The sequence below is a fragment of the Pseudomonas spartinae genome (assembly GCF_965197125.1).
GTDB classification, from domain to species: Bacteria; Pseudomonadota; Gammaproteobacteria; order Pseudomonadales; family Pseudomonadaceae; genus Aquipseudomonas; species Aquipseudomonas composti_A.
In genome coordinates this window covers 132,563-156,487 of sequence record NZ_CBDAMB010000006.1, presented here as the reverse complement: position 1 = coordinate 156,487, position 23,925 = coordinate 132,563, and the positions used below count along the sequence as shown (strand labels likewise).

The following is a 23,925-nucleotide window of genomic DNA, read 5'->3' as shown; positions in this document are numbered from 1 at the left end:
GAGTGCTGTCGAAAACCTGCGGGGTGCTCACCTCTACGCTCCACTATCACGAACAGCTGGGGCTGATCCGGCCCGTGAGCTCGATCACCAGGAGCTGCGCATGACCACCATGAGTCGTCTGCTCAGGCATGTTGCGAATGCCCTGCGCCATCTCACAAGGAGTGCCCGAGGTTTCGTAAGCTGTTGCGTGTGGTGTGCCCCGCGGCGGTCCTGAGCGATGCGCTGTACCTTGATGCGGTGGCGCGATAGGACAGAATCTCCGGAAAGGCCTAGCCAATAGTGGTCAGAGCCTAGATCGAGGCGAGCAACGCACAGATCATCGGCGCTGCGGCATACAAGCACGAGTAGTGAGAAAGCCCCTCCATCCGCTCGATGCGCGCGTCGCTTGGGAAGCACTCAGCCAGATGTCCCGACATCCCGAATGGCGACCAGTTGTCTGCCGTGCCATGCCACAGGCAGACATCTGCTTCGCTGGCGAAGGCGCTGGCTGACCAGGGCTGGAGATACTGCCGAATATCCCGCGTGTAGCCGGTCGTACCTTGGGCAAAGCATTGCTGCAAGACCTGGCCGATAAGCGCCCTGAACTCCGGTGATTTCACCAACTCCCGATCCTGTCCCTGGGCGCTGGCGAACAGCATGCGAAACAGCATCTGCGGTGCTCGCTTGGCCAGCAGCGCCTGCCACTTCACCAGCCAGTGGAACAAGCCTGGGCTGCGCTGGGCCAGTGAGAACACGGCCTTGCCAGCCATCTTATTGAGGAAGTCCCCACCGTCGAGCGGGGCGGCGGCGGAAATCAGATGCAGGCTGCGGACCTGGCCCGGCATGAGGGCGCTGACTTCCAATGCGGCATGCGTGCCGAGGGAAAAACCGATGAAGTCGACCGGAGCACCTTGCACGGTCTCGCTGATTGCCTGGGCGATCTGTCGGTAGTACTCGGCGCCGGTGATGGATGGGACGATGGCGAAACGGTCGAAGCAAAGGATGCGTAGGCCCTGCTCTCGGGCGGGTGCGTCGAATATGGAGGCCTCAGAAGGCGAGCTCGGTACCCCGTGGAAGTAAACGACCGGTTTGCCGGTGGGTTTTCCGTATTCGCTGAAGTCCATTTCCAGTCCAAAGCTGCGTGATGTCTGAATCTTGTATCACTGCTGTGTTGAATAGGCGCTAGGGCGAACTGCCGCATTGCCTTCTTGGTTAGAGCGTCTGCGTGAACCGTGGCCGGTTCACACCGGCAACCTGACCTTCTTCTTCGCCCCGAACAGATTCCAGCTGGCGACGAACAGCGCCGCCACCAGCGGGCCGATCACGAAGCCGTTGAGGCCGAGGAGGGCCAGGCCGCCAAGGGTGGAGATGAGGATCAGGTAGTCGGGCATGCGGGTGTCCTTGCCGACCAGGATGGGGCGCAGGATGTTGTCCACCAGGCCGATCACCAGCACGCCGAAGGCGGTGAGGATGATGCCCTGCACCAGGCTGCCGCTGAGCATCAGGTAGATGGCTACGGGCGCCCAGATGATGCCGGCGCCTGCTGCCGGCAGCAGTGACAGAAAGGCCATCAGCACCCCCCACAGCAGCGGGCTGTAGATGCCCAGCGCCCAGAAGATGAAGCCGCCGAGCGCACCCTGGACGGCGGCGACCACCACGTTGCCCTTTACCGTGGCGCGTACCACACGGGTGAACTTGATCTGCAGGCGGCGCTTGGTGTTGCCGGCCAGTGGGATGGCGCTACGAATCCTGTGCACCAGCTCCTTGCCGTCGCGCAGCAGGAAGAACAGCAGGTAGAGCATGACGAAGAAACTGACGAAAAACTCGAAGGTGCCCTGGCCGATGGCGAATACCTTGGTGGCCAGGTACTGACTGCCGGCCATGGCGCCCTTGGAAATCTGTTCGCGCAGGCCGTCGAGGTTGGAGATGCCGACGCGGGCCAGCTGATCCTGTATCGATGGCGGTAGCATGCGTATGCCGCTGGTGACGTAGGCGCCTGCGTCCAGCTCGCCTGACTCCAGTTTCTGATACAGGGCGGTGCCTTCGGCCACCACCGCAGAGGTGATGAAGATCACCGGCAGAATCGCCACCAGCAGACAGATGATCAACGTCAGCAGGGCAGCCAGATTGCCTCGCCCGCCCATGCGGCGGAGCAGGCGTTCCTGCAGGGGCGAAAACACCACGGCCAGGACCATGGCCCAGAACACCGCGCCGTAGAACGGCAGCAGTATCCAGAAGAAGGCGATGGTCACCAGGACGAGCAGCAGGATGAAGGCTTTCTGTTCGAAGGTCGGGTTCTGCATATCGGGTTCGCTGCGAAGGGACATGCCAGTTAGTCCCCCGATGCTCTGGCAAAGTGCCCACAAAGTTAGGTCGGGCTTGCAGCCGTGCGGCGAGGGGGATTGACAGCTCTGGGATACTGGAAGGCATGAGGATGAACATTCGACGGAGGCATGGCCATGCGGGATGAGGAAATCAAGGCGCTGTTCGATCAGCAGGCGGCGGGTTACGACAAGCAGTGGGCGGGGATGGCGCCGATTCGGGAGGCGCTTTATCTGCTGCTCGATGCGCTGTTCATCGATCTGCCGGCCGACGCGCGGATACTGTGCGTGGGCACCGGCACGGGGGCGGAAATCGCGCACCTGGCCGAGCGCTTTCCGGGCTGGCGCTTCACCGCACTGGATCCGTCCGGGGCGATGCTTGAGGTCTGCCGCCAGCGCGCGGAGCGCGGCGGCTTTGCCTCGCGCTGCGACTTTCACGAAGGCTATCTAGATACGCTGGCGCCTGGGGCGGCCTATGACGGCGCTACCTGTTTTCTGGTGTCGCAGTTCTTGCTCGACCCTATGCTGCGTACCGGGTTCTTCGCCCAGATCGCGCAGCGCCTCAAGTCAGGCGGGATGCTGGCCAGTGTCGATCTGGCGGCGGATATCCAGTCGCCGGCCTACGAAGTTCTACTACCAGGCTGGATGACGCTGATGGCTGCCGCCGGGGTCGATGCGCAGATGCTGGAGCGCGCCCGTGCGGCCTACGCCCGTGATGTGGCGGTGCTGCCGGCGCCGCAGGTGGCTGGCATCATCCAGGCGGCCGGGTTCATTGCTCCGGTGCAGTTCTTCCAGGCCGGGCTGATGCACGGCTGGGTCAGCCGGCGCGAAGCCGATGCCTGAACCGCGAGCGGTTTTACTCGTGGCGCGTGCTGTGGTCGCGGTCGCGTGGGTAGTGCCGCTCCAAAGGCAAGGGCGGTAGCCAGGCTTCGCGGCGGATGGTCCAGAGTTCGTAGGTGGGGGTGAAGCGGTTCGGTTCATCCAGCGAGCCGACGTTGACCTCGATTTCATCCGCCGAGCGTGCGAACACCGACGAGCCGCAGCGCGGGCAGAAGTGGCGGCCGGCGTACTCGCCGGTTTCACCTTCTACCTTCACCGCGTCCTGCGGGAATATCGCCGAGGTGTGGAAGAGGGCGCCGTGGTGCTTGCGGCAATCCATGCAGTGACAAACGCCGACCCGATAAGGCTGGCCACTGGTTTCGAAGCGCACCTGGCCGCAGAGGCAGCCGCCGGTAAGTCGATCCATGTTGGAGTCCTCCAGTGCGTGGGCGTGTAGCGGCCACCATAGCAAAGGTTCGCTGCGCTACCAGCGCTGGCTGGCCAACGCGAGCGGAGTGAAATAGCCGACGTGCACCGGAGCCCGAAAGCCTGCACGCCAAGTTGTTGGCCTGGCTGCGGGAGTTGGGGCGTTAGCCCGGTTTCAGAGGCGATCCAGTTCTTGCGCGATCTTCGCCCAGTCCGCTTTCAGCGCGCGGCGCAGGTAGGCGATGAAGAACCGGTCGCGCAGGCGGCGCAGGCTGGAGTGCTGCCTGGCGGTGCGGGTACGCTCGATGGTTTCGCCGAGCCAGACGCTGTCGAAGCCGGTCCAGATCGGGGGGATGGGCGCGAGCATGTTGGAGTAGCAGGCGGGCGCGACGTCCTCAAAGAAGGCGGCTTGCACCATGGCGCGGTCGAAACCTGCCACCTGACGGGCGATGCGGGCGTAGTCGACTTCGTTGTCGACGAATACCTCCGACAGCGCGGACCACAGATGGATGCGTTCTTCGCGGGTCATAAGCCTGTTGTGCCCACAGCGGCGGACTCGGTGGCGAGACTGTAATGGCTGGCGCGCATCCTGGCCATTGGCGCGGCTGCTGCGACAGCCTGGTGGCATGTATCATCGGGGCCTGTTTTCGTATCCGGGGCCATGATGCCGGCCCGCCATCTGCGAGTGATGACACCATGATCGAGGTAACCGAAGTTTCCATTGCCGAGCTGCGCGCCGCGCTGGAGTCCGGCCGCACCACGGCGGTCGAGCTGGTCAAGGCCTATCTGGCGCGTATCGAGGCTTACGACGGCCCGGATACGCCGACCCGGCTCAACGCGGTGGTGGTACACAACCCCGATGCGCTGAAGGAGGCCGAGGCCTCCGATGCGCGCCGCGCCCGTGGCGAAACCCTCGGCCCGCTCGATGGCATTCCCTACACCGCCAAGGACAGCTACCTGGTCAAGGGCCTGACGGCCGCCTCCGGCAGCCCGGCGTTCAAGGACCTGGTGGCGCAACGTGATGCCTTCACCGTCGAGCGCCTGCGTGCCGCTGGCGCCATCTGCCTGGGCAAGACCAACATGCCGCCGATGGCCAATGGCGGCATGCAGCGCGGCGTCTATGGCCGCGCGGAAAGCCCGTACAACGCCGATTACCTGACCGCGCCGTTCGCCTCGGGCTCATCCAACGGTGCCGGTACCGCGACCGCTGCGAGCTTCTGCGCCTTTGGTCTGGCCGAGGAAACTTGGTCCAGCGGACGTGGCCCGGCTTCGAACAACGGCCTGTGCGCCTACACGCCGTCGCGCGGGGTGATCTCGGTACGCGGTAACTGGCCGCTGACGCCGACCATGGACGTGGTGGTGCCATTCGCCCGCAGCATGGCCGATCTGCTCGAAGTGCTCGACGTGGTGGTGGCCGACGATGCCGACAACCGTGGCGACCTCTGGCGTTTGCAGCCCTGGGTGCCGATCCCGAAAGCTTCCGAGGTGCGCCCCGAGTCTTACCTGGCCCTGGCAGCCAAGGCCGACGCACTGGCGGGCAAGCGCCTGGGTGTGCCGCGCATGTACATCAATAAGGACGAGGCAGCCGGCACCAGCGAACAGCCCGGCATTGGCGGGCCAACCGGGCAGCGCATCCACACTCGCGACTCGGTGATCGAGCTGTGGGAGCAGGCGCGCGCGGTACTGGAGCAGGCCGGTGCCACGGTGATCGAGGTGGATTTCCCGCTGGTGTCGAACTGCGAGGGTGACCGCCCCGGCGCGCCGACCGTATATAACCGCGGCCTGGTGCCACACCAGTTCCTGCTTGACGAGTTGGGGGAGCTGTCGGGCTGGGCGTTCGACGACTTCCTGCGTGCCAATGGCGACCCGAAACTCAATCGCCTGGCCGACGTCGACGGCCCGCAGATCTTTCCCCACGATCCCGGCACCTTGCCCAACCGCGAGGATGACCTGGCCTTCGGCATGGACGAATACGTGCGCATGGCCCAGCGCGGCCTCAAGTCGTGGAGCGAAATTCCCAGCGTGCCGGATGGCATGCGCGCTCTGGAGCAGACCCGCAAGCTGGATCTGGAAGACTGGATGGACGAGCTCAAGCTCGACGCGGTGCTTTTCCCTACCGTGGCGGATGTGGGGCCGGCCGATGCCGACGTCAATCCGGAGTCGGCCGACATCGCCTGGAGCAACGGCATCTGGGTCGCCAACGGCAACCTGGCGATCCGTCATCAGGGCGTGCCCACCGTTACCGTGCCGATGGGTGTGATGGCCGATATCGGCATGCCGGTGGGCCTGACCTTCGCCGGCCGTGCCTACGACGACTCGGCGTTGCTGCAACTGGCGGCGGCCTATGAGTCGACCGGCAGCAAGCGCCAGGTGCCGCCGCGCACGCCGCCACTGGCGTGAGTTGCAATTAGTTGAACTGAGCTTGCGGGGCTTCATAAGGAACCCCGCCTTTCATGTAATCGTTAACCCACGCGTAGTCATGGAAGAATTGAGAGGCAACGGATACGGGTGCGAAATGGCGAGCCTTAACCGTCTCTAGTCGCATGTGTTTCTGCTTTCCTGTGCACCCAAACCAAAGGTTTGAATAGTTATAAAAGTGTAGCTTTTCTGGGTGACGATATTGACGACTGCCTGTTGGCCACTTATTTATAGCCGCCATCGTGCTTTGAAACCTCTATCAGCTATGGAAGGCGAGAGTTATGTCTATTCGCTTAGTTGCGGTTTTAATTTTTTCATCTCTGACGGTGTTTTTAGCACCAGCTGACGCCAGTGAATGGAGTATCAAACACCTTGAGGCCTATATTGGTGACTACAACGCCGATGGCCAGGCGGACATCTACCTGAAGGCAGTGGATGTCAGTGTAGCTGGGGTTCCCAAGCCAATTGTCGAGAAGGCGCCGTTCAAAAGCCGCATGCTTTTGCGTGAGGGCTACAGCTATGTCTCCATTTATGAGTTCGACGATGCTCGGCTCGCGAATACTGACTGGTTACCTGCGCCCTATAAACTCGAGGCTGTTGATGTCGATGGCGATCAACTGTTCGATTTGGTCATGCAACCCAACGAATCCAGTGGAGAGTTACTTGTCGTAAGTGCTATAGAGTCCAAGAAAAGCATTATTTACCAAGGGACAGGGCAGTCCATGGGGGCGGACATCGCTGCCAGTTCCGGGGCAAAAATCGAATTTCTGGGCAAGAGCCGAAACGGTAAATTGTTTGTGCGTGTTACTCACCCGCTGCATGGAAGCGATACCTTGCTGGTTGATAGTAATCTCACCAGTAGCGCCATGCCTCTTGTCGCCAAGACCTCAGACAACCTGGAAATTGGCGATGCCCCGGAAAGTTACAGTGCTCTCAATCTGACCTTGCCTGAAGTGAGTGTGGGGCTCGGTGGCGACGCTCAGTACAGCCTGCCTATTGCCGCTCCCGCAGGCATCAATGGCATGCAGCCGGCGCTATCCGTGACTTACGTTGGCCTTGGCCAGAATGGTGTGCTGGGGCGTGGCTGGGGGCTGGGAGGGCTATCTACCATCCAGCGCTGTGCCTCTACCATTGTGCAGGACGGCGCCAATATCCCCGTGGCTTTGGCAGTGGCCGACAAACTTTGTCTAGATGGTATGCGCCTTCAACTGATATCTGGGCAATATCTACAAGTGGGCAGTGTTTATCGAACCGAACTTGACGGTTTCAATCGGATAACACTGAAGGGCTCGGATAATGCTCTGACCTTTGAGATAAAAACCCGAGCTGGCGAAACCCTGCAGTACGGTGGCGGTAATGCAACGATCAACAGCAAAGGCAAAGTCGCCGAATACATTTGGGCGATAAAGTCCAGAACGGATGGTTTTGGCAATGCAGTGCAATACAGTTATGAGGTGGGCGCCAGTTCAGTCATCCCGACGCAAATCAGTTATTCCGACATCGTCGTGAGTTTCGTTTATCAGACCCTGCCTTACACCCTTCGCCAATATCGCGGTGGTGGTTATAGCGAAACCGGCAAGGTCATTTCGGCGCTTGATGTAAAGGCGGCAGGAGCCCAAGCGATGCGTTATCAGCTGAGCTACAACCCGGCATTGGATAACCCGCTCTATAGCGTCCTTTCCAGCGTGCAAGCCTGTCAATGGGGAAGTGAGGGTAAAGCCTGTCAGCAATCGGTTGCTTTCAGTTACCTGAAGCAAGCACTGCAATGGATGCCCAGCCTCAAAATTGCTCAGGATTTCTACGTAACTCGCACGATGGGGCCGAGTTTTGTGCCAGTGGACTGGAATGGTGATGGCGCAAAAGAATTCGCACGTAGCTATTTCTCTATGGCCAGTAAGGCCGCGCGTATCGGTCTGATCAAATCCAATGGCTCCACACTGACCGAGCAAGTGCTATTTGAGGGCAATCAGTTTCCTGTCTCGCTAGGTCGTTTCGATTTCGATGGTGACGGTACCGAAGAGCTCTACTACTTCAAGATAATCTCCTCGTCGAACAATAATGCGGTCAAGACACTGCGTTGGTTCGCGCTGACCAAGAATGGTGAGGTTCCCATTAGCGATGCCTGGCAAACCGATGGTACTGGCGTTCTTACCAGCTATGCGCCGGGATTGTTCACGATTTCTATGATTTCAGGCAGCACCCTCGACGCCAACAATGATGGCAGAGATGACTTGTTGTTGCCGGTGAGTGGTCAGTGGAGCGTATTTTTAAATAGCGGTAATACGCAGACACCGACCTTTACCAAGGTGAACTGGTTGCCGGGGTTCACTCTGGCGAAATATCCCTGGTTGGTGCCTTTGGGGCTTGACCCGTCCGGTGGGGTGCAGCTGATCACCCAGAAAGCTGGGGTGCTGCATGGTGCGATATTGAAGAATGGGGTCGCACTGAGTGACAGCTCGCTAGTTTCCATGGGGGTGAACGCCGATCGTGCTGTCAGCGCCGATGTAAACGGCGATGGATTACCCGACTACGTGGTGCAAGGGGCGAACAGTACCTTGTCAGTGCTGTTGAACACCGGTGCTTCTCCCTCCGGTTCGATGTTCCAGCGAATCGACACGCCTTATTCTTCAGCCGAAGTGCTGCCGCTCTATAAAATTCGCAGCGCCGCTGCGGACTATCCGGCCAAAGCGCTGGATCACGATGGTGATGGCGCTCAGGAGATCATTTATCCGGGGCAGGACGCACTGTTCTATCTGCTGCGCTTTACCGGTTCGACCTTCGAAAGGATTGCTACCGGTATCCCGGTCAGCCGCGCGTTCCATTCTGATGTCTCCAAGCTGACGCCTAACTGTAGGCAATTGGTCAATGAGTCCCGAGCGTTAATAGCCGACCACCGTAGGCAGGGCAACACGGCGATTGCCGACTCGTTGGAGTACTTTTTCTATATCGGTACGGCCATCACCTGTGGATACAACTATGAGGGCGTCAAGATCGACCCGTTTGAAATGTTTCCTGCCGATTACACCGGCAAGGGTGTGGATGAAGTGCTTTTGGGAACTCCGGTGGTTGAGGTTTCATATGGTACGACTAGGCTGGTAGGTCAGCAGTGGCAACATTTTGCGCAGGCCCGGCAGTACCCTGAGCTACTCAGCAAAGTCGATAACGGGGCAGGCAACACCGTTGAAATCAACTACGGAAAACTGAATGACACCGCCATTCATACGCCTGCCACCAATGTTGCATTCCCTGATATGGCCGTGCGTTCGCCCAAGCCTGTAGTCAGCACGCTGCTGATCGCCAATGGCGTGGGTGGCCAAGCCAGCCATGAATACAAATATCGCGGTGCACGCTTGAATCGATTAGGGCGTGGCTTTCTTGGCTTTGCTTCGATCGAAGCGAAAGACCTAGCTCGTAACCAAACACGAACTCGTACCCTACGCCAGGACTTCCCGTTCATTGGTGCCGTTAGCAAGGATGAAATCCAGCAGGACAGCCAGCTAATTTCGCGCACTACACAGCAGTGGGAAGAGCTCGAACCGATTTCGGGGAAAGCCTATTACCCCTACGTTGCCGTCAGCACGCAGGAGCAATTTGAGGGTGGGGCGGTGGTGGCAGTCAGCCAGTCCACGCAAACACACGACACTTACGGCAATGCTCAAAGCACCATTACACGTACGGCGTCGACCGTTGCAGGGTTAAGCACGCCTCTGCACACCATTTCCAAGACCCGTAGCTTCAATAATGACGAAAGTCAGTGGTTACTGGGCTTCTTGGCGAGTGAAACCACGCAAAGCAGCAGTGGCGGGCAAAGTCGTTCGCGCACTCACACTTATACCGCCGTACCCGGGACGCTCGCTGTTGCCAGTGAAGTGCGCTATGCCGGGGCGGGGGCGGCGCAGCTTTCGGTCAGCTATGGGCGTGATGGCGCCGGCCGTGTTGTCAGTACCACTGAGACGACTGCTGGTCAGGAGGCCCGAACCTCCACACAAAGTGCTTTCCAAGGCCCTTGGCCGACATCGCAACAGAACGCCCTTGGGCATACGCAATCCACCACGTACGACCGTGTTACCGGCAACCCATTGACGGTAACGGATGCCAACGGGCTCATAACCACCTACAGCTACGACGCCTTTGGGCGTGAAACCCAGGTTAGCCGACCAGGTGGCGCCACCGAGCTAACGACTTACAGCATATGTGGTGGGATGGTGTCCTGCCCTGCCGGGGCGGTTGCTGCCATAAGAAAACGCACTGTTTCCGGTTCCGGTTTACAAGGTGCGCCAGAGCAGTGGACTTATCTGGATCAGCTCGCTCGTGCAGTGCGCGAGCGTCACCAGGGATACGACGGCGGCTGGATCAATACCGACAGCCAATTCGATGCCCTGGGGCGATTGATCAAACAGAGTGAGCCCTACAGCGGCGCTACGCCGAACTATCTGCTGTCGACCTGGGATAACCGTGACCGACCTTTGACCCGGCAGCTCAGTGGCGGTGCTGCGTTGTCATTCACTTACGGTTCACGAACGGAGGGTGGTACCTGGCGGCAATACACCCTGACCTACGAGGCCGGTGGTGCTCAGAGCCGTACCGAACGACGAGAAAGTAATGCCCTGGGTCAATTGGAGGTCAGTATCAATGCTGTGGGCAGCTCGGTCGCCACCAGTGTCCGCTACCTCTACGATCCTGACGGCAACCTGGCTGCAACCCGCGTCAATGGCGCGCAAGCGACCGACGTGCTCATGACCTATGACGTGGCCGGTAACCGCATCTCGCTTCAGGATCCGAACAGTGGCCTGCAGACCATGAGCGTCGACGGGTTTGGCCAGATCGGTGAGGTGACTGCCAGCGATGGCAGCAAGATCCGCCAGCGCTACGACCGCTTGGGACGTATGGTTCGTCGTCAGGATATCAATCCACAAGGGGGGACGGTCGAGGAGTCCATCTGGACTTACGACAGCGCCCCCAACGGCATCGGTAAGCTGGCCGGTATGGGCCGTACCGACCAGGGTTTCATGCAGGTCTACAGCTACGATGAACTGTCCCGCCCTTACGTGCGGAAGACCACCATCCAGGCTGCCGGCCAGACTCTGAACTACACCGACGGGCAGGTCTACGACGGTTTCAACCGTCCGCATATCGTCCAGGACGCCAGCGGTTTCCGCTATGTCAACGACTACAACGGTTATGGCTATGCCAGTGGCGAAACTGACTTTGTCAGCGGCAAATCGTTGCGCACCATCAACAGCCAGAACGAACGGGGCCAGATCACCCGGGTGACTTATGGCAATGGCGTGGTCAGCAACTACACCTATACGCCAGGTGCCGGTTGGCTAACGAGCCTGCACAGCACAGGCGCTGTCGGCACGTTGCAAGACCTGACCTACACCTACGGACAAAACGGCGTACTGCTGGCCCGTGACGATGGCCGAGGCTACAAGGAAACCTTCAGCTACGACCTGCTGAACCGTTTGACCAGCAGCACCCGCACTCTGGCCGACGGCCAGACAGTGCACGACAGCTACGTCTATGACGGCCTGGGCAACCTTCTGCAAAGCCCACACTTCACCAGCCTGAGCTACGGTCAGTACGACGCCGCCGGTCAAAGTGCCTGCGGCAATGGCGTTACCCCCGGCCCCCACGCCGTACTGCGCAGCAATGCTGGCGACTACTGCTACGACTCCCGTGGCAACCAGCTCAGCGGCCCAGGGCGCACGGTCAGCTACAGCCTGTACGACAAACCCCTGCGCATCAGCACCAGCAACCAGCATAGCGATTTCAGCTACGACCCCGAACGCCGGCGCTACCTATTGGTTTCCGGCAGCAACAGGGGCACGGTGTACCTCGACGAAGGCCGCTTTGAAGAACACCTGAACGGCAGTCAGCGCTGGCAGAACAGCTACATTGGTGACTACCTACAAGTACAGCGCAACCACGGCAGTAGCCAGTACCAGCTGCACTACCAGCTACGCGATCAGCTAGGTTCGCTGGAAAGCGTCACCGACGCTAACGGCGCATTGGTGGAAAGACGCAGCTACGCCCCCTTTGGTGGTTTACGTGGTGCAGACTGGTCCGACAGCCCAGCAGTGCTGCTGACCACCCGCCGCGGATTTACCGACCACGAGCACCTACCCGATAGTGGGCTGATCCATATGAACGGCCGGGTTTACGACCCGACTCTGGGACGCTTCCTCAGTGCCGATATCGTCTATCAGGACACGACCAATGGGCAGGCGTTCAATCGGTATTCGTATGGGTTCAACTCGCCGTTCAGTGGGGTGGATCCGACGGGATATGCACTGGAGGAGGCTGGAGCTCCAAGTAACTGGTTCCAATTAGCCACGCAGAATATGGGGTTGGTTTTCTACAACCTCTTTGCAGGTAATGCTCCATCTAGTTGGTTTGATGTGGCGATAGGTGGTGCCAAGAGCTTGACGAATGGCGGACTGCAGATAGCACTTATGACAAATCCGCAGATGTCTCTTTATTCAAAAACCATAAATAGTTACGTTCAGCCCTTTCTGGAACCGAGCAATATTGATCAGCGCTATGGCGATGGGTTGATTGGTATAGGTGGGCTGGCAACTGGGTTGGCGGGAAGTTTCCGGGTGTTGGCAGTAAGAACTTCAAGCAATGGTTTGACTATTGCCGCTAATCCGGCGATTGGAAATCCTGCTGCCATTTTCCGAGGGTTCGGCACGCTGAATTCCCGCCAGTCTACCGTGTTGGAACAGCTACCGGAGTTTGGTTCCAGCACGATTGCTCATAAGTCATTTGGTCAACGCGATCTGTCGGCATTGACTGCCGCGACGGGCGACGAATTCGCTATGTTCTCCGTCGGTGGGCGTCGCTTGATATTTCGAGGTGACTCTGGTTCGGTGCCAATCACTCCAGATATGGCCTCGCAATTGGCTAGCCAAGGTTGGCGCTGGTCCTTGCATACGCACCCGGGAGGGGCTGGTGTATTGCGTTCGTCTATTGGAGATCGAGCGGTTCTTGAGGCGATGGGGGGCCAGCGAAGTTCAATATTTAATTCAATGGGGCAACGGAGTATGTTTACGCCACGGAGCGATAGCCTTCAAGGGTGGATGCCATAATCATGAGCAAGAAAAAATTATTGAACCTCAAGGAAATGGAAAACATCGCAAAGAGGGCCACACACGATGCTCTGATGCCATATCCAAGGCTACAGGGGAGTGATTCGGAAAATTTGACACTAGGTACCCAACTTACTGAGAGCGAAGGGATTTTTGAACTCTATATCGCTGGTGAACGGCCGCTTGACGCCAAGGTAATCACCTGTGCCCGGGTGGATCGCCGAACGGGAGAGGTCGGTGTAGAGGTTTTCCTAGAAAAAAATCATGAGCCTCCTTATAGACATTGACTACAAAAAAGGGCTGCAAAAAGAGGGCAGACAATGAGGCGTCCCCACAAATCTACTCCAGTGCCTGAGCTTGCCGGTGAGCCTCGTCACGTAGCAATGGCTCCATCTGAGTGCTGAGTAGGATAAATCTCTGGCCGATTGCTGGCGAGCAGCCAGGGCTCTTGTTCACGACGGGCGTTCTGCCAGCTGAGCTTGCTGTGCGCGATGCTGCCTGTCACGCGTCGATGTTTCTTGCCCTTGGGCGGCTGGTGAATGTCGTACAACGCAACCCGGTGCGGCGCACTGCGCGTCATCTCGATTTGGCCAAGTGAGCGTGCGCTCGATGTCGTCTGCAAGTAGAGCTGCTTGATCGACTGCCATTAGCCTTTCTCGTCGCGATAAAGATCACGATTGCGGGTGCACCCCACGTAATACCATCCCTTGGCTTCGACAGCCTGGAACCAGGGGCGACGAAATCCAGCATCCGTTACCAAAATCGGCACGCATTGGTTGGGAAGCATGGCTTCCAGTGCATCGAGCAGTTGCCTCTGACGCTGAGGGCAACCTTCACGGTCATGCACGCTCTCGTACACAGGAAACGCTCGACTGTTGTGGTCAACGAAAACTGGACACTGGTTTAGGTTTATCCGGCCAGTGATTCGGTTTCCGCTGGCGTTCTGTATCCGTTGTAGCTGTGTGGTCGTTGATGGTTGTAGTAACCCGTCAGGTAGCGCAGCACATCAGCCTCAGCTTGCCCCTGGCTGACATAGCCATGCTCTGGTATCCATTCCGTTTTCAGGCTTCTGAAAAAACGCTCCATCGGTGCGTTGTCCCAACAGTTGCCGCGGCGGCTCATGCTCTGCTTGATACGGTAGCGCCAGAGCATCTGGCGGAATTCAATGCTGGTGTAGTGGCAACCCTGGTCTGAGTGAAACATCAACTGTTGCGGGCAACCTCGGGACTCGTAGGCCACGCGTAACGCGCGTGTCGTGAGCTGTGAATCAGGTCGATTGGACAGTGCCCAACCGACGATGCGGCGCGCATACAAATCCATGACTGCTGCCAGGTAGATCCAGTGGTTACCCGCCCAGAGGCATGTCACATCACCGCACCACACTTGGTTGGGGGCGCTCACTGTGAACTGCCGACCCAGTGTGTTGGCCGCAATGGCGCTTTCACCATCGGCCTTGCGGTAGCGATGCTTGCGACATTGCGAGCTGAATAGCCTGGCTTCTTTCATCAGGCGCCCAGCCAGAAAGCGACCAACCTGCGCGCCCTGTATTCGTAGCGCTGCCGATAATGTTCTGGCTCCAGCAGAACCACGACTTTGTGCATGAAGCTCGGCAACCAGATGTCGCAAGGCAATTCGCCTGTGATCAACCCGGCGACGGCGTTTGCATGCTTCGTAAACGCTACTGCGCTGCACATTGAACACTCGGCACAGTTCGGCTCGTGGATACCGCTCACCCAATGCCTCAATCAGCGCTACTGATCGAGGGAGTCCGACATCAAGAGAGCGGTAGCTTTTTTAGGATTTCTTTCTCCCGCTCCAGGCGTCGAACCTGGGCCTCCAGTTCCTGTATGCGCCTTTGTTCAGGCGTCAGGGCTTTGCTGCGTGGCGGTGTCGTGCCGCCACGCTCGCTGCGCAGTTGCTCTACCCAGCGACGCAATGCAGTCGGGCCTACGCCTATCGATTTGCAGGCTTCAGGAATGGTGTACCCCTGATCCAAAACCAGGCCGGCTGCTTCGAGCTTGAAATCTGTACTGAATGATCTTCTGGTCACGCAAACACCTCATGGCTGGGCGAAGCTTAACGCCCTATCGGGGTGTCCAGAATCATTGAGCCACAACACTCCACGGTGGCAAAGCGGCGGGTAATCATCTCACGCCCGATGTCGCTGTCGATGCGTTGGCGCATGCGCGTCAGGACATTCTCCTGCTCTGTCTTCGGCAGGAAGAACGCGACCTGGCGCGCCGCAGTTTTCTCCGGCGTGCGCAGGCACTACTTGCGTTGCAGGCAACTCAGGCAATCGCGTAGGGTGCCCTTGAACTTGATCGCCGGCTGGCCCTTGATCAGGCAGTGACTGCCGTTGCCATATAGCTGCTTGCCCGCCGGACAGATACAGATCTTCTGCTGTGGATCGAAGTAAAAGTCAGCCGGCGTGTAGCAGTGGCTGCTGATGCGTTTCAGCCCCTTGTCCCAGAGCGGATCGGGCTTGGCCGTATGGTGTTGCTGCCCGGCGTAGCGCTCGTCCCGTTTGCGGTAACCGTTGTCGGGAATAAAGGCAGAGATGCCCGCCGCCTCCAGGCTCTCGAGTGCCTTACGACTGTGATAGCCGGCGTCGGCGGTGTAGTGGGTATCAGCACCGCGTAGCGAGCGCGTGGCTTCGATGACGGGGTCGAGTAGCGCCTGTTCCGAATCGGTACCGTGGGCCTGGGCATCGACAGATGAAAAGGTGACAGATTTATTTATGATCTGCAGAACCTGATTTATACCTACGGGCAGAATGGCGCTCTGCTGGCCCGTGAAGATGCTCGCGGCTACAGAGAGGGATTTGCCTACGACCCACTGCAGCGATTGTTGAGCAGCCCCCGAGCCTTCCGTGAGCAGGCGCTCAAGGACGTCTATAGCCTACGATGACCTTGGCAATCTGGCACGGAACCTGCGCAATTGCATCTTGTAGTACGGATAGTACGGCAGTACCGGAAAGGCCTCCTGGGCTAGCAAGGGCTTCAGCGACCCTGGGCCTCATCGTTTTGCGCAGTCCGGCGGGAAGTTATTGCTATGACGCAAGGGCAATCAGATCAGTGGCTCTGGCCGTTAGATCACCTGCAGCCTGTACGGCAACCCCCTGAGCATCAGTGCAGGCGGTCATGTTGGCGAATTCCAATACCACCCGCAGCGCAAACGCTTCTTCCAGCGTACTGACGGCAGCACTACATTCTATCTTGACGAAGGGTAGTTCGAGGAAGTGGTGCAAGGCACTTCTCGTGTGCAAAACCGCTATCTCGATGGCTATCTGCAATACCTGCGTAGTTTCACAGGCGGCATAGGTCGGTTCATCTCCCGTTGCGTGACCAATTGGTTCGATCGATACCGTCGTCAATGAAATCGGCGTAGCCATCGAGCGCATGGCCTATGCGCCGTTCGGTGCCACACGGGGAGGTTTCGCTCGACTGGTAATGCTGGAGGGAATTATGAACGTAGAGCAGGCCATTAATACGATAGCCGTGCAATCTAGTGAAGCTGTTCTGCTTGCGATCCCCCCCGGGAAGCCAAGTTCGTGTTATTGACCAGTGATTGTCGAGTTCTCCAAGAGGGCTTGGAGGTCGGATACAAATACTTGCTGGGCGTGGATGATATGCAACATTTGCTGCAAGCCGCAGCGAGAAAACGCATGGGGAAAAAGGGCAGTTGCAGAGCTTATTATTCATTATGCGGTCACTGATAGATATTCGGCCTGGTTTGAAGATATTCCAGGCGTCTGAGTTTTGTATTGAGTTGCAGATAAGTCAGGAAAACCTTGATGGTCAACGCCCCCGTTGCGATAGGTGCTGGCCGCAGTTCGTTGTGCTGATCAACTTTTCACGCCTTGTGTTTGGGGCGGAGCCGGGTTTTAGAGGTGCCCTTGGTTTGAGTGGTGCGGATATGCGAATCCTTCAGGTGCTCAAAGATAAAGGGCTTTGATATGGTTGCTGAGATGGTTGTTACGAATGTTTTCCATTTGTCAGATGGCTCTACGGTATTGGCCTGTGAAGTCCAGGGTAATGCGGGTGCTCTAGTTGGGCGAAGGGCTAACCTTGTGTTGGGCTGTGAGATAAAACAGAGCTTTCTCATTGCTGGTGAGCGAGTGATGTTGAACAAAGCTATTGGTGAGGAAGAGCGAGCTTTCGAAACACGAGATTCGCTAGCGATTACATTGGAAGAAGCTCAAAGCAGAAGGTTCAGGCTGGTACTTTTATAAAGGCAGGATGTAGGAGGGGTGGGCTTTATGATCTCTGCTGTTCTTTTGGGGTATTGATATTGTTTGTCAGGATGCAAGCCTGTATGTAGATGTTTGACCTGCGCGCTGTAAGCTATGCCTAACATAAGCATGAAGTTTTTGGTGAGGTGGATGGCCTTTAGACTTCCAGGGAGTTGTTCCAGATATAAATTGATTGAGTAGTGCTATGAGGGGGTATTGTCCTTTCTACCTCGGTGAAGGGCGATGCGAAGGGGGGACAGGTCGGTTCATTTGCCAGTTGCGTGACCAACAGGGTTGGATCGATACCGTCGACAATGAAACTGGTCCGCCATCGGGTGCATCGCCGATGTTCCGTTTGGTGTCGTCCTGGGAGGGGCAGGCCTAACCTCCGGCCCTGATGCAAACCTCGAATCGAGGTTTCACCGACCATCAGTACTTGCTGTAAAGCAAGCTTATTCATATGAACGGGCGACTCTACGATCCAGCACTGTGGCATTTTCTAATTGCTGAAGTGTTGGGGTAGCGGTCCGCAATGGTAGGTTGCGCCCGTACGAGCTTTCTACTGCCGCAAATCTATCGCCGGTTCGCCCCGGCCGTCGAACAGCTGCGTTGGGGTGCTGGGAAGGATGCTGGGCTTGCCATTTGCACCGTCGCCGAGGATGCGGATATCGCTGTACTTCTTGCCCGATAGCGCCGCCAGGCCGGCGCCGTCGCGCACGACGGTGGGCCGCAGGAAGACCATCAGGTTGCGCTTGATATGTGAGTCGCGAGTCGAGCGGAACAGCCCGCCGAGCAGGGGAATGTCGCCGAGCAGGGGGACCTTGGAAACCGCCTGGGTAACGTCGTCCTGAATCAGGCCGCCGAGCACGATCACCTGGCCATCCTCGGCAAGGATGGTGCTTTTGATCGAGCGTTTGTTGGTCACCAGGTCGACCGCCTGTGCATTGAGGCTGGTGCTGGGGGCGATGGAGGAGATTTCCTGTTCGATCTCCAGGCGCAGGGTGGCGCCGTCGTTGATGTGTGGGGTGACCTTGAGGGTGACGCCGATGTCCTTGCGCTCGATGGTGGTGAAGGGGTTGCCGGCACCGGACGAGTCGGTGGTGTAGGAACCCGTCTGGAACGGCACGTTCTGCCCCACGAGAATTTCCGCCTTCTGGTTGTCCAGGGTCAGCAGGCTTGGCGTGGACAGCAGGTTGCTCTTGCTGTTGGCCGACAGCGCCGTGATCAGTGCGCCGAAGCGGTCACTGCCGACGCCGATGATGGCGCCGTCGGGCAGGGTGGTGTTCTCCGGCACCTGGCCATTCTGCAGGATCTGCAGCACGGTACCGATCGACAGGCCGGTGCCGCCGAAATTCACCCCGGCCAGGCCGCCAGTCTTGCCGCGAGCGTCCACCGCCCACTGCACGCCGACGGCGTCGCTGATGTCGCCGGAAATCTCGACGATGGCCGCCTCGACCATCACCTGCGCGCGCGGCACGTCGAGCTGGCGCACGATGTCTTCGAGGGTCGCCACCAGGTCTGGCTCGGCCAGCAGCACCAGCGCATTGAGGCTCTCGTCGGCGCGGATGAGGATATTTGACTGCTTGCCGGTGGTTTCGCCGTTCTGCTGGCTCTTCAGGCCTTCGGAGATTTCCCCGAGGGTTTCGGCCAGGGCCTTGGCGTCGTTGTGGCGCAGGCGAATCACCCGTGTGTTGGCCGAGCGGCTGGTGGGCGTATCCAGCGAGCGGGCGAGGTCGGCCAGCTTGGCGCGGGCGTCCGGCGGGCCGAGCAGGATCAGCCGATTGGTGCGCGCATCGGCCACCACCTGGGTGGCGCCGCTGCCCTTGGCCTGGCCACGAGCAATGGCGGTGTTGAGCACTTCGGCGGCGTCCATCACCCAGGCATGTTGCAGGGTGACCACGCTGAAGTCCTGCGCGCCGCTCTGATCGAGCTGGCGCATCAGGTCTTCGATGCGGGCGATGTTGGCGCTGCGGTCGCTGATGATCAGCGCGTTGGCAGAGGTGACGGCGGCCAGGTGGCCGTACTGCGGTACCAGTGGGCGAATCAGCGGGATCAGCTCGGCCACCGGCGTGTGCTGCACCTGGATCAGGCGGGTTTCCAGGCGATCCGGCGCCGGGCGCCCGGCATCCGCTTCGGCCTTGGCCTCGGCATTGGGCACGATGCGCGCCTGGTCGCCCTGGGTCAGCACGCTGAAACCGTGGGTGGCCATCACCGAGAGGAACAGCTGGTACACCTCGGACAGCCCCAGCGGTGTGCTCGATACCACGTTGACCTGGCCCTTCACGCGCGGGTCGACGACGAAGGTCTGTCCGGTGATGCTGGCGATCTGGTCGATGAATTCACGGATGTCCGCGCCCTTGAGGTTGATGGTCCAGCTTTCTTCCTGCTGGTTGGCGCTGGGCGGCACCTGCTGGATCTGCGCGAGCAGGGGCAGGGGGGCGGTGGCAAGGCCGGCGGCGAGAAGGGCGAGGGTCAGTCGGCTACGGAAAAAATGCATCGGTTCAGTCGCTTTCCATGGGCTGATCAGAGGGCGTTTCCACGGGCTGGGTGCCGGAGGCTTCCATTTGTTCGCGCAGCGTCTGCATGCGCTGGCGCAGTTGTTCGAGGTTGTCCTGGTCGAGACGGTCGAGCTGTTGCAGCGAGTCTGGCGCTGCGCTTTCGACCGGCGGGGTGTAGCTGTATTGCCCGCTGCTCGGGCGCGGGAAGGTGAGGCTTTCGCGGCGGCCGTTGCGCACCAGTTCGACGCGGTCGGTGTAGACGGCATCCAGACGCACGCCGTTGTCCACATCGGAGCCGACGGTAAAGCGCTGGGCACTCTCACCCTGGCGCTGGATCATCGCGCTGGAGCGTTGCGGGTCGCTGTGAACGAAGCTGCCGAGCAGGGTCAGTTGCAGGTTGGTGGCCGGCGGAGGGCCGCTGGCGGCCTGCCGGGGCGTACCGAACAGTTGGTCGACGGGTGCCTGGGCGCGCAGTTCCGGGCTGGCGGCGCTCTGGCTGGGCGCTTGTTGCACCGGGCCGCGCACCAGGCGCAGCAGTTCTGCGCTCCGCCAGGCCAGGCTGAGGCTCAGGGCGATCAGCATGAGCATGCCGATCAGGCTCGGGAGGTTGTCCTTGAGCCGCTGGGGAAGGGCCGAGATGGGCAAGCGGTCACTCCGAAAACGACGTTCTAATTCTTCTGTGTGCGGGGCGTCGCGCGCTGATCATAGCAGCCTGCGCACGCTTGGCATCCCCCCAATAGGGTGGGTGTGCGGTTCCAGTCAATGTGATAAAGATGAATGAGATAACCATTACAAAAAAAGACCGTCCCAGAGGTGGCCCATTGAGCCAGGCAGCCGGGTTAGGCTGTACTACCGGGATAAGGTTCTGTTCTAAGGTCTCGCATGAACGCTTCGCTGCTCGAAACTCCATTGCGCCGCTTGCCCTTCAGTTTCGCCAAGCGTCATGGCCTGGTGTTCGTCATGCATGACGGGCGCGCCAGTCTGGCTCATCGCGCCGATTGCGATCCGGTGGCGCTGGCCGAGGCGCAGCGTTTTGCCGGGCGCAGCCTGCCGTTGCAGGTGCTCGATGCGCAGGCGTTCGCCCAGGCGCTGGGGGCGGCCTATCAGCATGATTCGGCGTCCATGCAGCTGGCCGAGGACATCGGCGGCAGTTTCGACCTGGCGTCGCTGGCCGATCAGGTGCCGGAAACCGAAGACCTGCTGGAGCAGGAAGACGACGCGCCGATCATCCGCCTGATCAACGCCATTCTCGGCGAAGCGATCAAGGAAAATGCCTCCGACATTCACCTGGAAACCTTCGAGAAACGTCTGGTGGTGCGCTTTCGCGTTGACGGCATCCTGCGTGAGGTGCTCGAACCCAAGCGTGAGCTGGCCGCGCTGCTGGTCTCAAGGGTCAAGGTCATGGCGCGTCTGGACATCGCCGAGAAGCGCGTGCCGCAGGACGGGCGCATCTCGCTCAAGGTGGGCGGGCGTGAGGTGGATATTCGTGTCTCCACGCTGCCGTCGGCCAACGGCGAGCGGGTGGTGTTGCGTCTGCTCGACAAGCAGGCCGGGCGTTTGTCGTTGCAGCACCTGGGCATGCGCGCCGAGGATCGCGCGCTGATGGAAGCAACCGTGCGCAAGCCGCACGGCATTCTGCTGGTCACCGGCCCCACCGGTTCGGGCAAGACCACCACGCTGTACGCCAGCCTGGTCAGCCTCAACGATCACACGCGCAACATCCTCACCGTCGAGGACCCCATCGAATACCACCTCGAAGGCATCGGTCAGACCCAGGTCAATACCAAGGTGGACATGACCTTCGCCCGTGGCCTGCGCGCCATCCTGCGTCAGGACCCTGACGTGGTGATGGTCGGCGAGATCCGCGACAAGGAAACCGCCGAAATCGCCGTGCAGGCCTCGCTCACCGGCCACCTGGTGCTGTCCACGCTGCACACCAACAGCGCCATCGGCGCCATCACCCGCCTGGTGGACATGGGCGTGGAGCCGTTCTTGCTGTCATCATCGCTGCTCGGCGTACTGGCCCAGCGTCTGGTGCGCGTGCTGTGCCCGGCGTGCAAGGAACCCTATGCAGCCGATGAAGCCGCATGCGCCTTGCTCGGCGTGCCGGCCAGCTCGCCGCCGACGCTCTATCATGCGCGCGGTTGTGCCCAGTGCCATCAGCAGGGGTATCGCGGGCGTACCGGCATCTACGAGCTGGTGGTGTTCGACGAAACCATGCGTACCCTGGTACACAGCCGCGCTGCCGAGCAGGACATGACCCGTCACGCCCGCACCCTGGGGCCGAGCATCCGCGACGATGGCCGGCGCAAGGTGCTGGAAGGGGTGACCACGGTCGAGGAAGTGCTGCGCGTGACGCGGGAGGAATGATGGCGATTGGGATGTTGGCATCGGTTCTTGTAGGAGCGGCTGGGCGGCATTGCGCTTCAGTCGCGAGTTGGCGCAGATCGCGGCTGAAGCCGCTCCTACACGGAACACTGGAGCGATCCGTCGATGGCGGCCTTTGAATACATCGCCCTGGACGGGCGCGGCCGCCAGCAGAAGGGCGTGCTCGAGGCCGACAGTGCGCGCCAGGTACGCCAGCTGTTGCGCGAGCGGCAATTGGCGCCGCTGGAGGTCAAGGCCACGCGCAGTCGTGAGCAGGGCAGCGGCCAGGCGCGTTTGGGTTTTGCCCGTGGCCTGTCGGCACGCGACCTGGCGCTGGTCACCCGCCAGTTGGCAACGCTGATCCAGGCGGCGCTGCCGATCGAAGAAGCGCTGCGCGCCGCGGCCGCGCAATCCACCAATTCGCGTATCCAGGGCATGCTGCTGGCGGTACGCGCCCGCGTGCTCGAGGGGCACAGCCTGGCCGGCAGCCTCAAGGAGTTCCCGGGGGCCTTCCCCGAGCTGTATCGCGCCACGGTGGCGGCGGGTGAGCATGCCGGGCACCTCGGGCCGGTGCTGGAACAGTTGGCCGACTACACCGAGCAGCGCCAACAGTCGCGGCAGAAGGTGCAGCTGGCCTTGCTCTATCCGGTGATATTGATGTGCGCGTCGCTGCTTATCGTCGGTTTTCTGCTCGGTTACGTGGTGCCGGATGTGGTCAAGGTATTCGTCGATTCCGGGCAGACCCTGCCGGCGCTCACGCGCGGCCTGATCGCCCTGAGCGACTGGGTCAAGGCCTGGGGCCTGGTCGCACTGGTGGCGCTGGTGCTGGCGGTGATCGCCTTGCGTGCCGCGCTGCGTGACGAGGCCTTTCGCCTGCGCTGGCATCGCTTTCTGTTGCGTATACCGCTGATCGGCCGGCTGGGCCGCGCCACCGACTGCGCGCGTTTCGCCTCGACCCTGGCGATTCTCACCCGCAGTGGCGTGCCGCTGGTGGAGGCGCTGGCGATTGCCGGCGAGGTGATCGGCAATCGGGTGATTCGTGGCGAGGTGCTGGTGGCGGCGCAGAAGGTGCGCGAAGGCGGCAGCCTGACCCGTTCGCTGGAAGCCACCGGGCAGTTCCCGCCGATGATGTTGCACATGATCGCCAGTGGCGAACGCTCCGGCGAGCTGGATCAGATGTTGGCGCGTACGGCAAAGAACCAGGAAAACGACCTCAGTGCTCAGATCGCCCTGTTGGTCGGTTTGTTCGAGCCGTTCATGCTGGTGTTCATGGGGGCAGTGGTGCTGGTGATCGTGCTGGCCATCCTGTTGCCGATTCTTTCTTTGAACCAGATGGTGGGGTAGTTAGGTGAATAGCAGACAAGCGGGTTTCACCCTGATTGAAATCATGGTCGTGGTGGTGATTCTGGGCATTCTGGCGGCGCTGGTGGTACCGCAGGTGATGAGCCGGCCGGATCAGGCCAAGGTTACCGCAGCGCAGAACGACATCCGCGCCATCGGTGCGGCGCTGGACATGTACAAGCTCGACAACCACAACTACCCCAGCACCCAGCAGGGCGTGGAAGCACTGGTGAGCAAGCCGAGCGGTAACCCGCCAGCGAAGAACTGGAACAAGGACGGCTACCTCAAGCGCCTGCCCATCGACCCCTGGGGTAACCCTTACCAATACCTGGCACCCGGAACCAAGGGCGCCTTCGATCTCTACTCGCTCGGCGCCGACGGCAAGCAGGGCGGCAGCGATCTGAACGCCGATATCGGTAACTGGGATCTCTGAC

At 60.0% G+C, this 23,925-nt stretch carries 15 protein-coding genes and 1 pseudogene; 7 read left to right on the top strand and 9 right to left on the bottom strand.

Annotated elements, in window-relative coordinates; all coding sequences use genetic code 11:
- Nucleotides 1-290: 290 nt before the first annotated feature.
- Both ACN8M7_RS15030 and ACN8M7_RS15025 read right to left on the bottom strand, forming a co-directional pair.
- Nucleotides 291-1,103: an alpha/beta hydrolase gene (locus ACN8M7_RS15030; protein WP_490261270.1), complete on the bottom strand. Its 813-nt coding sequence runs from the start codon at nucleotides 1,101-1,103 to the stop codon at nucleotides 291-293.
- Between the two features lie 117 nt (nucleotides 1,104-1,220).
- The gene (locus ACN8M7_RS15025) at nucleotides 1,221-2,282 is read right to left on the bottom strand and encodes an AI-2E family transporter (RefSeq protein ID WP_490261374.1); all 1,062 of its coding nucleotides are present in this window, start codon (nucleotides 2,280-2,282) and stop codon (nucleotides 1,221-1,223) included.
- A gap of 156 nt (nucleotides 2,283-2,438) precedes the next feature.
- Here ACN8M7_RS15025 and ACN8M7_RS15020 point away from each other — a divergent pair, with 156 nt between their 5' ends.
- The gene (locus tag ACN8M7_RS15020; protein WP_490261269.1) at nucleotides 2,439-3,143 is read left to right on the top strand and encodes a class I SAM-dependent methyltransferase; all 705 of its coding nucleotides are present in this window, start codon (nucleotides 2,439-2,441) and stop codon (nucleotides 3,141-3,143) included.
- A 13-nt stretch (nucleotides 3,144-3,156) separates the two neighbouring features.
- Here ACN8M7_RS15020 and ACN8M7_RS15015 read toward each other — a convergent pair whose 3' ends face one another.
- Together ACN8M7_RS15015 and ACN8M7_RS15010 are read right to left on the bottom strand one after the other, a co-directional pair.
- Nucleotides 3,157-3,546 carry a GFA family protein gene (locus tag ACN8M7_RS15015; RefSeq protein ID WP_490261268.1) on the bottom strand — a complete coding sequence of 130 codons (390 nt, stop codon included), beginning with the start codon at nucleotides 3,544-3,546 and terminating at the stop codon, nucleotides 3,157-3,159.
- A gap of 174 nt (nucleotides 3,547-3,720) precedes the next feature.
- Nucleotides 3,721-4,074, bottom strand: a complete 354-nt coding sequence (locus ACN8M7_RS15010) for a DUF7079 family protein (protein ID WP_490261267.1) — start codon at nucleotides 4,072-4,074, stop codon at nucleotides 3,721-3,723.
- Between the two features lie 167 nt (nucleotides 4,075-4,241).
- Between ACN8M7_RS15010 and ACN8M7_RS15005 the strand changes: the two genes are divergently transcribed.
- The 3 genes from ACN8M7_RS15005 (at nucleotide 4,242) to ACN8M7_RS14995 (ending at nucleotide 13,341) form a co-directional block, all read left to right on the top strand.
- Nucleotides 4,242-5,945 (top strand): amidase, encoded by a 1,704-nt coding sequence (locus tag ACN8M7_RS15005; protein ID WP_490261266.1) that lies wholly within the window; start codon nucleotides 4,242-4,244, stop codon nucleotides 5,943-5,945.
- 299 nt (nucleotides 5,946-6,244) lie between these two features.
- On the top strand, nucleotides 6,245-13,054 hold the full coding sequence (locus ACN8M7_RS15000) for an RHS repeat domain-containing protein (RefSeq protein ID WP_490261265.1): 6,810 nt from the start codon (nucleotides 6,245-6,247) through the stop codon (nucleotides 13,052-13,054).
- 2 nt (nucleotides 13,055-13,056) lie between these two features.
- On the top strand, nucleotides 13,057-13,341 hold the full coding sequence (locus ACN8M7_RS14995) for a hypothetical protein (protein WP_490261264.1): 285 nt from the start codon (nucleotides 13,057-13,059) through the stop codon (nucleotides 13,339-13,341).
- 128 nt (nucleotides 13,342-13,469) lie between these two features.
- Here ACN8M7_RS14995 and ACN8M7_RS14990 read toward each other — a convergent pair.
- The 5 genes and pseudogenes from ACN8M7_RS14990 to ACN8M7_RS14970 form a co-directional block, all read right to left on the bottom strand.
- A pseudogene (locus tag ACN8M7_RS14990) lies at nucleotides 13,470-13,925 on the bottom strand (transposase); the annotation flags it as partial.
- Nucleotides 13,926-13,963: 38 nt separating this feature from the next.
- A protein-coding gene (locus tag ACN8M7_RS14985) for an IS3 family transposase (protein WP_490261263.1) occupies nucleotides 13,964-15,104 on the bottom strand; the annotation gives its coding sequence in 2 pieces (ribosomal slippage) (nucleotides 13,964-14,843 and nucleotides 14,842-15,104; 1,143 coding nt in all).
- Between the two features lie 999 nt (nucleotides 15,105-16,103).
- A complete protein-coding gene (locus tag ACN8M7_RS14980; RefSeq protein WP_490261262.1) occupies nucleotides 16,104-16,454 on the bottom strand; it encodes a hypothetical protein in 351 nt (116 codons plus the stop codon).
- 1,390 nt (nucleotides 16,455-17,844) lie between these two features.
- The gene (gene gspD / locus ACN8M7_RS14975) at nucleotides 17,845-19,782 is read right to left on the bottom strand and encodes a type II secretion system secretin GspD (RefSeq protein ID WP_490261261.1); all 1,938 of its coding nucleotides are present in this window, start codon (nucleotides 19,780-19,782) and stop codon (nucleotides 17,845-17,847) included.
- Between the two features lie 4 nt (nucleotides 19,783-19,786).
- Nucleotides 19,787-20,428 carry a type II secretion system protein N gene (locus ACN8M7_RS14970; protein WP_490261260.1) on the bottom strand — a complete coding sequence of 214 codons (642 nt, stop codon included), beginning with the start codon at nucleotides 20,426-20,428 and terminating at the stop codon, nucleotides 19,787-19,789.
- A 237-nt stretch (nucleotides 20,429-20,665) separates the two neighbouring features.
- Here ACN8M7_RS14970 and gspE point away from each other — a divergent pair, with 237 nt between their 5' ends.
- From gspE to gspG, 3 genes are all read left to right on the top strand, one after another.
- On the top strand, nucleotides 20,666-22,153 hold the full coding sequence (gene gspE, locus ACN8M7_RS14965; RefSeq protein ID WP_490261259.1) for a type II secretion system ATPase GspE: 1,488 nt from the start codon (nucleotides 20,666-20,668) through the stop codon (nucleotides 22,151-22,153).
- A 123-nt stretch (nucleotides 22,154-22,276) separates the two neighbouring features.
- Nucleotides 22,277-23,494 carry a GspF family T2SS innner membrane protein variant XcpS gene (gene xcpS, locus ACN8M7_RS14960; RefSeq protein WP_490261258.1) on the top strand — a complete coding sequence of 406 codons (1,218 nt, stop codon included), beginning with the start codon at nucleotides 22,277-22,279 and terminating at the stop codon, nucleotides 23,492-23,494.
- A 4-nt stretch (nucleotides 23,495-23,498) separates the two neighbouring features.
- Entirely contained in the window at nucleotides 23,499-23,924 is a 426-nt protein-coding gene (gspG, locus tag ACN8M7_RS14955; RefSeq protein WP_082768085.1) for a type II secretion system major pseudopilin GspG, read from the top strand.
- The last annotated feature ends 1 nt before the right edge of the window (nucleotide 23,925 follow it).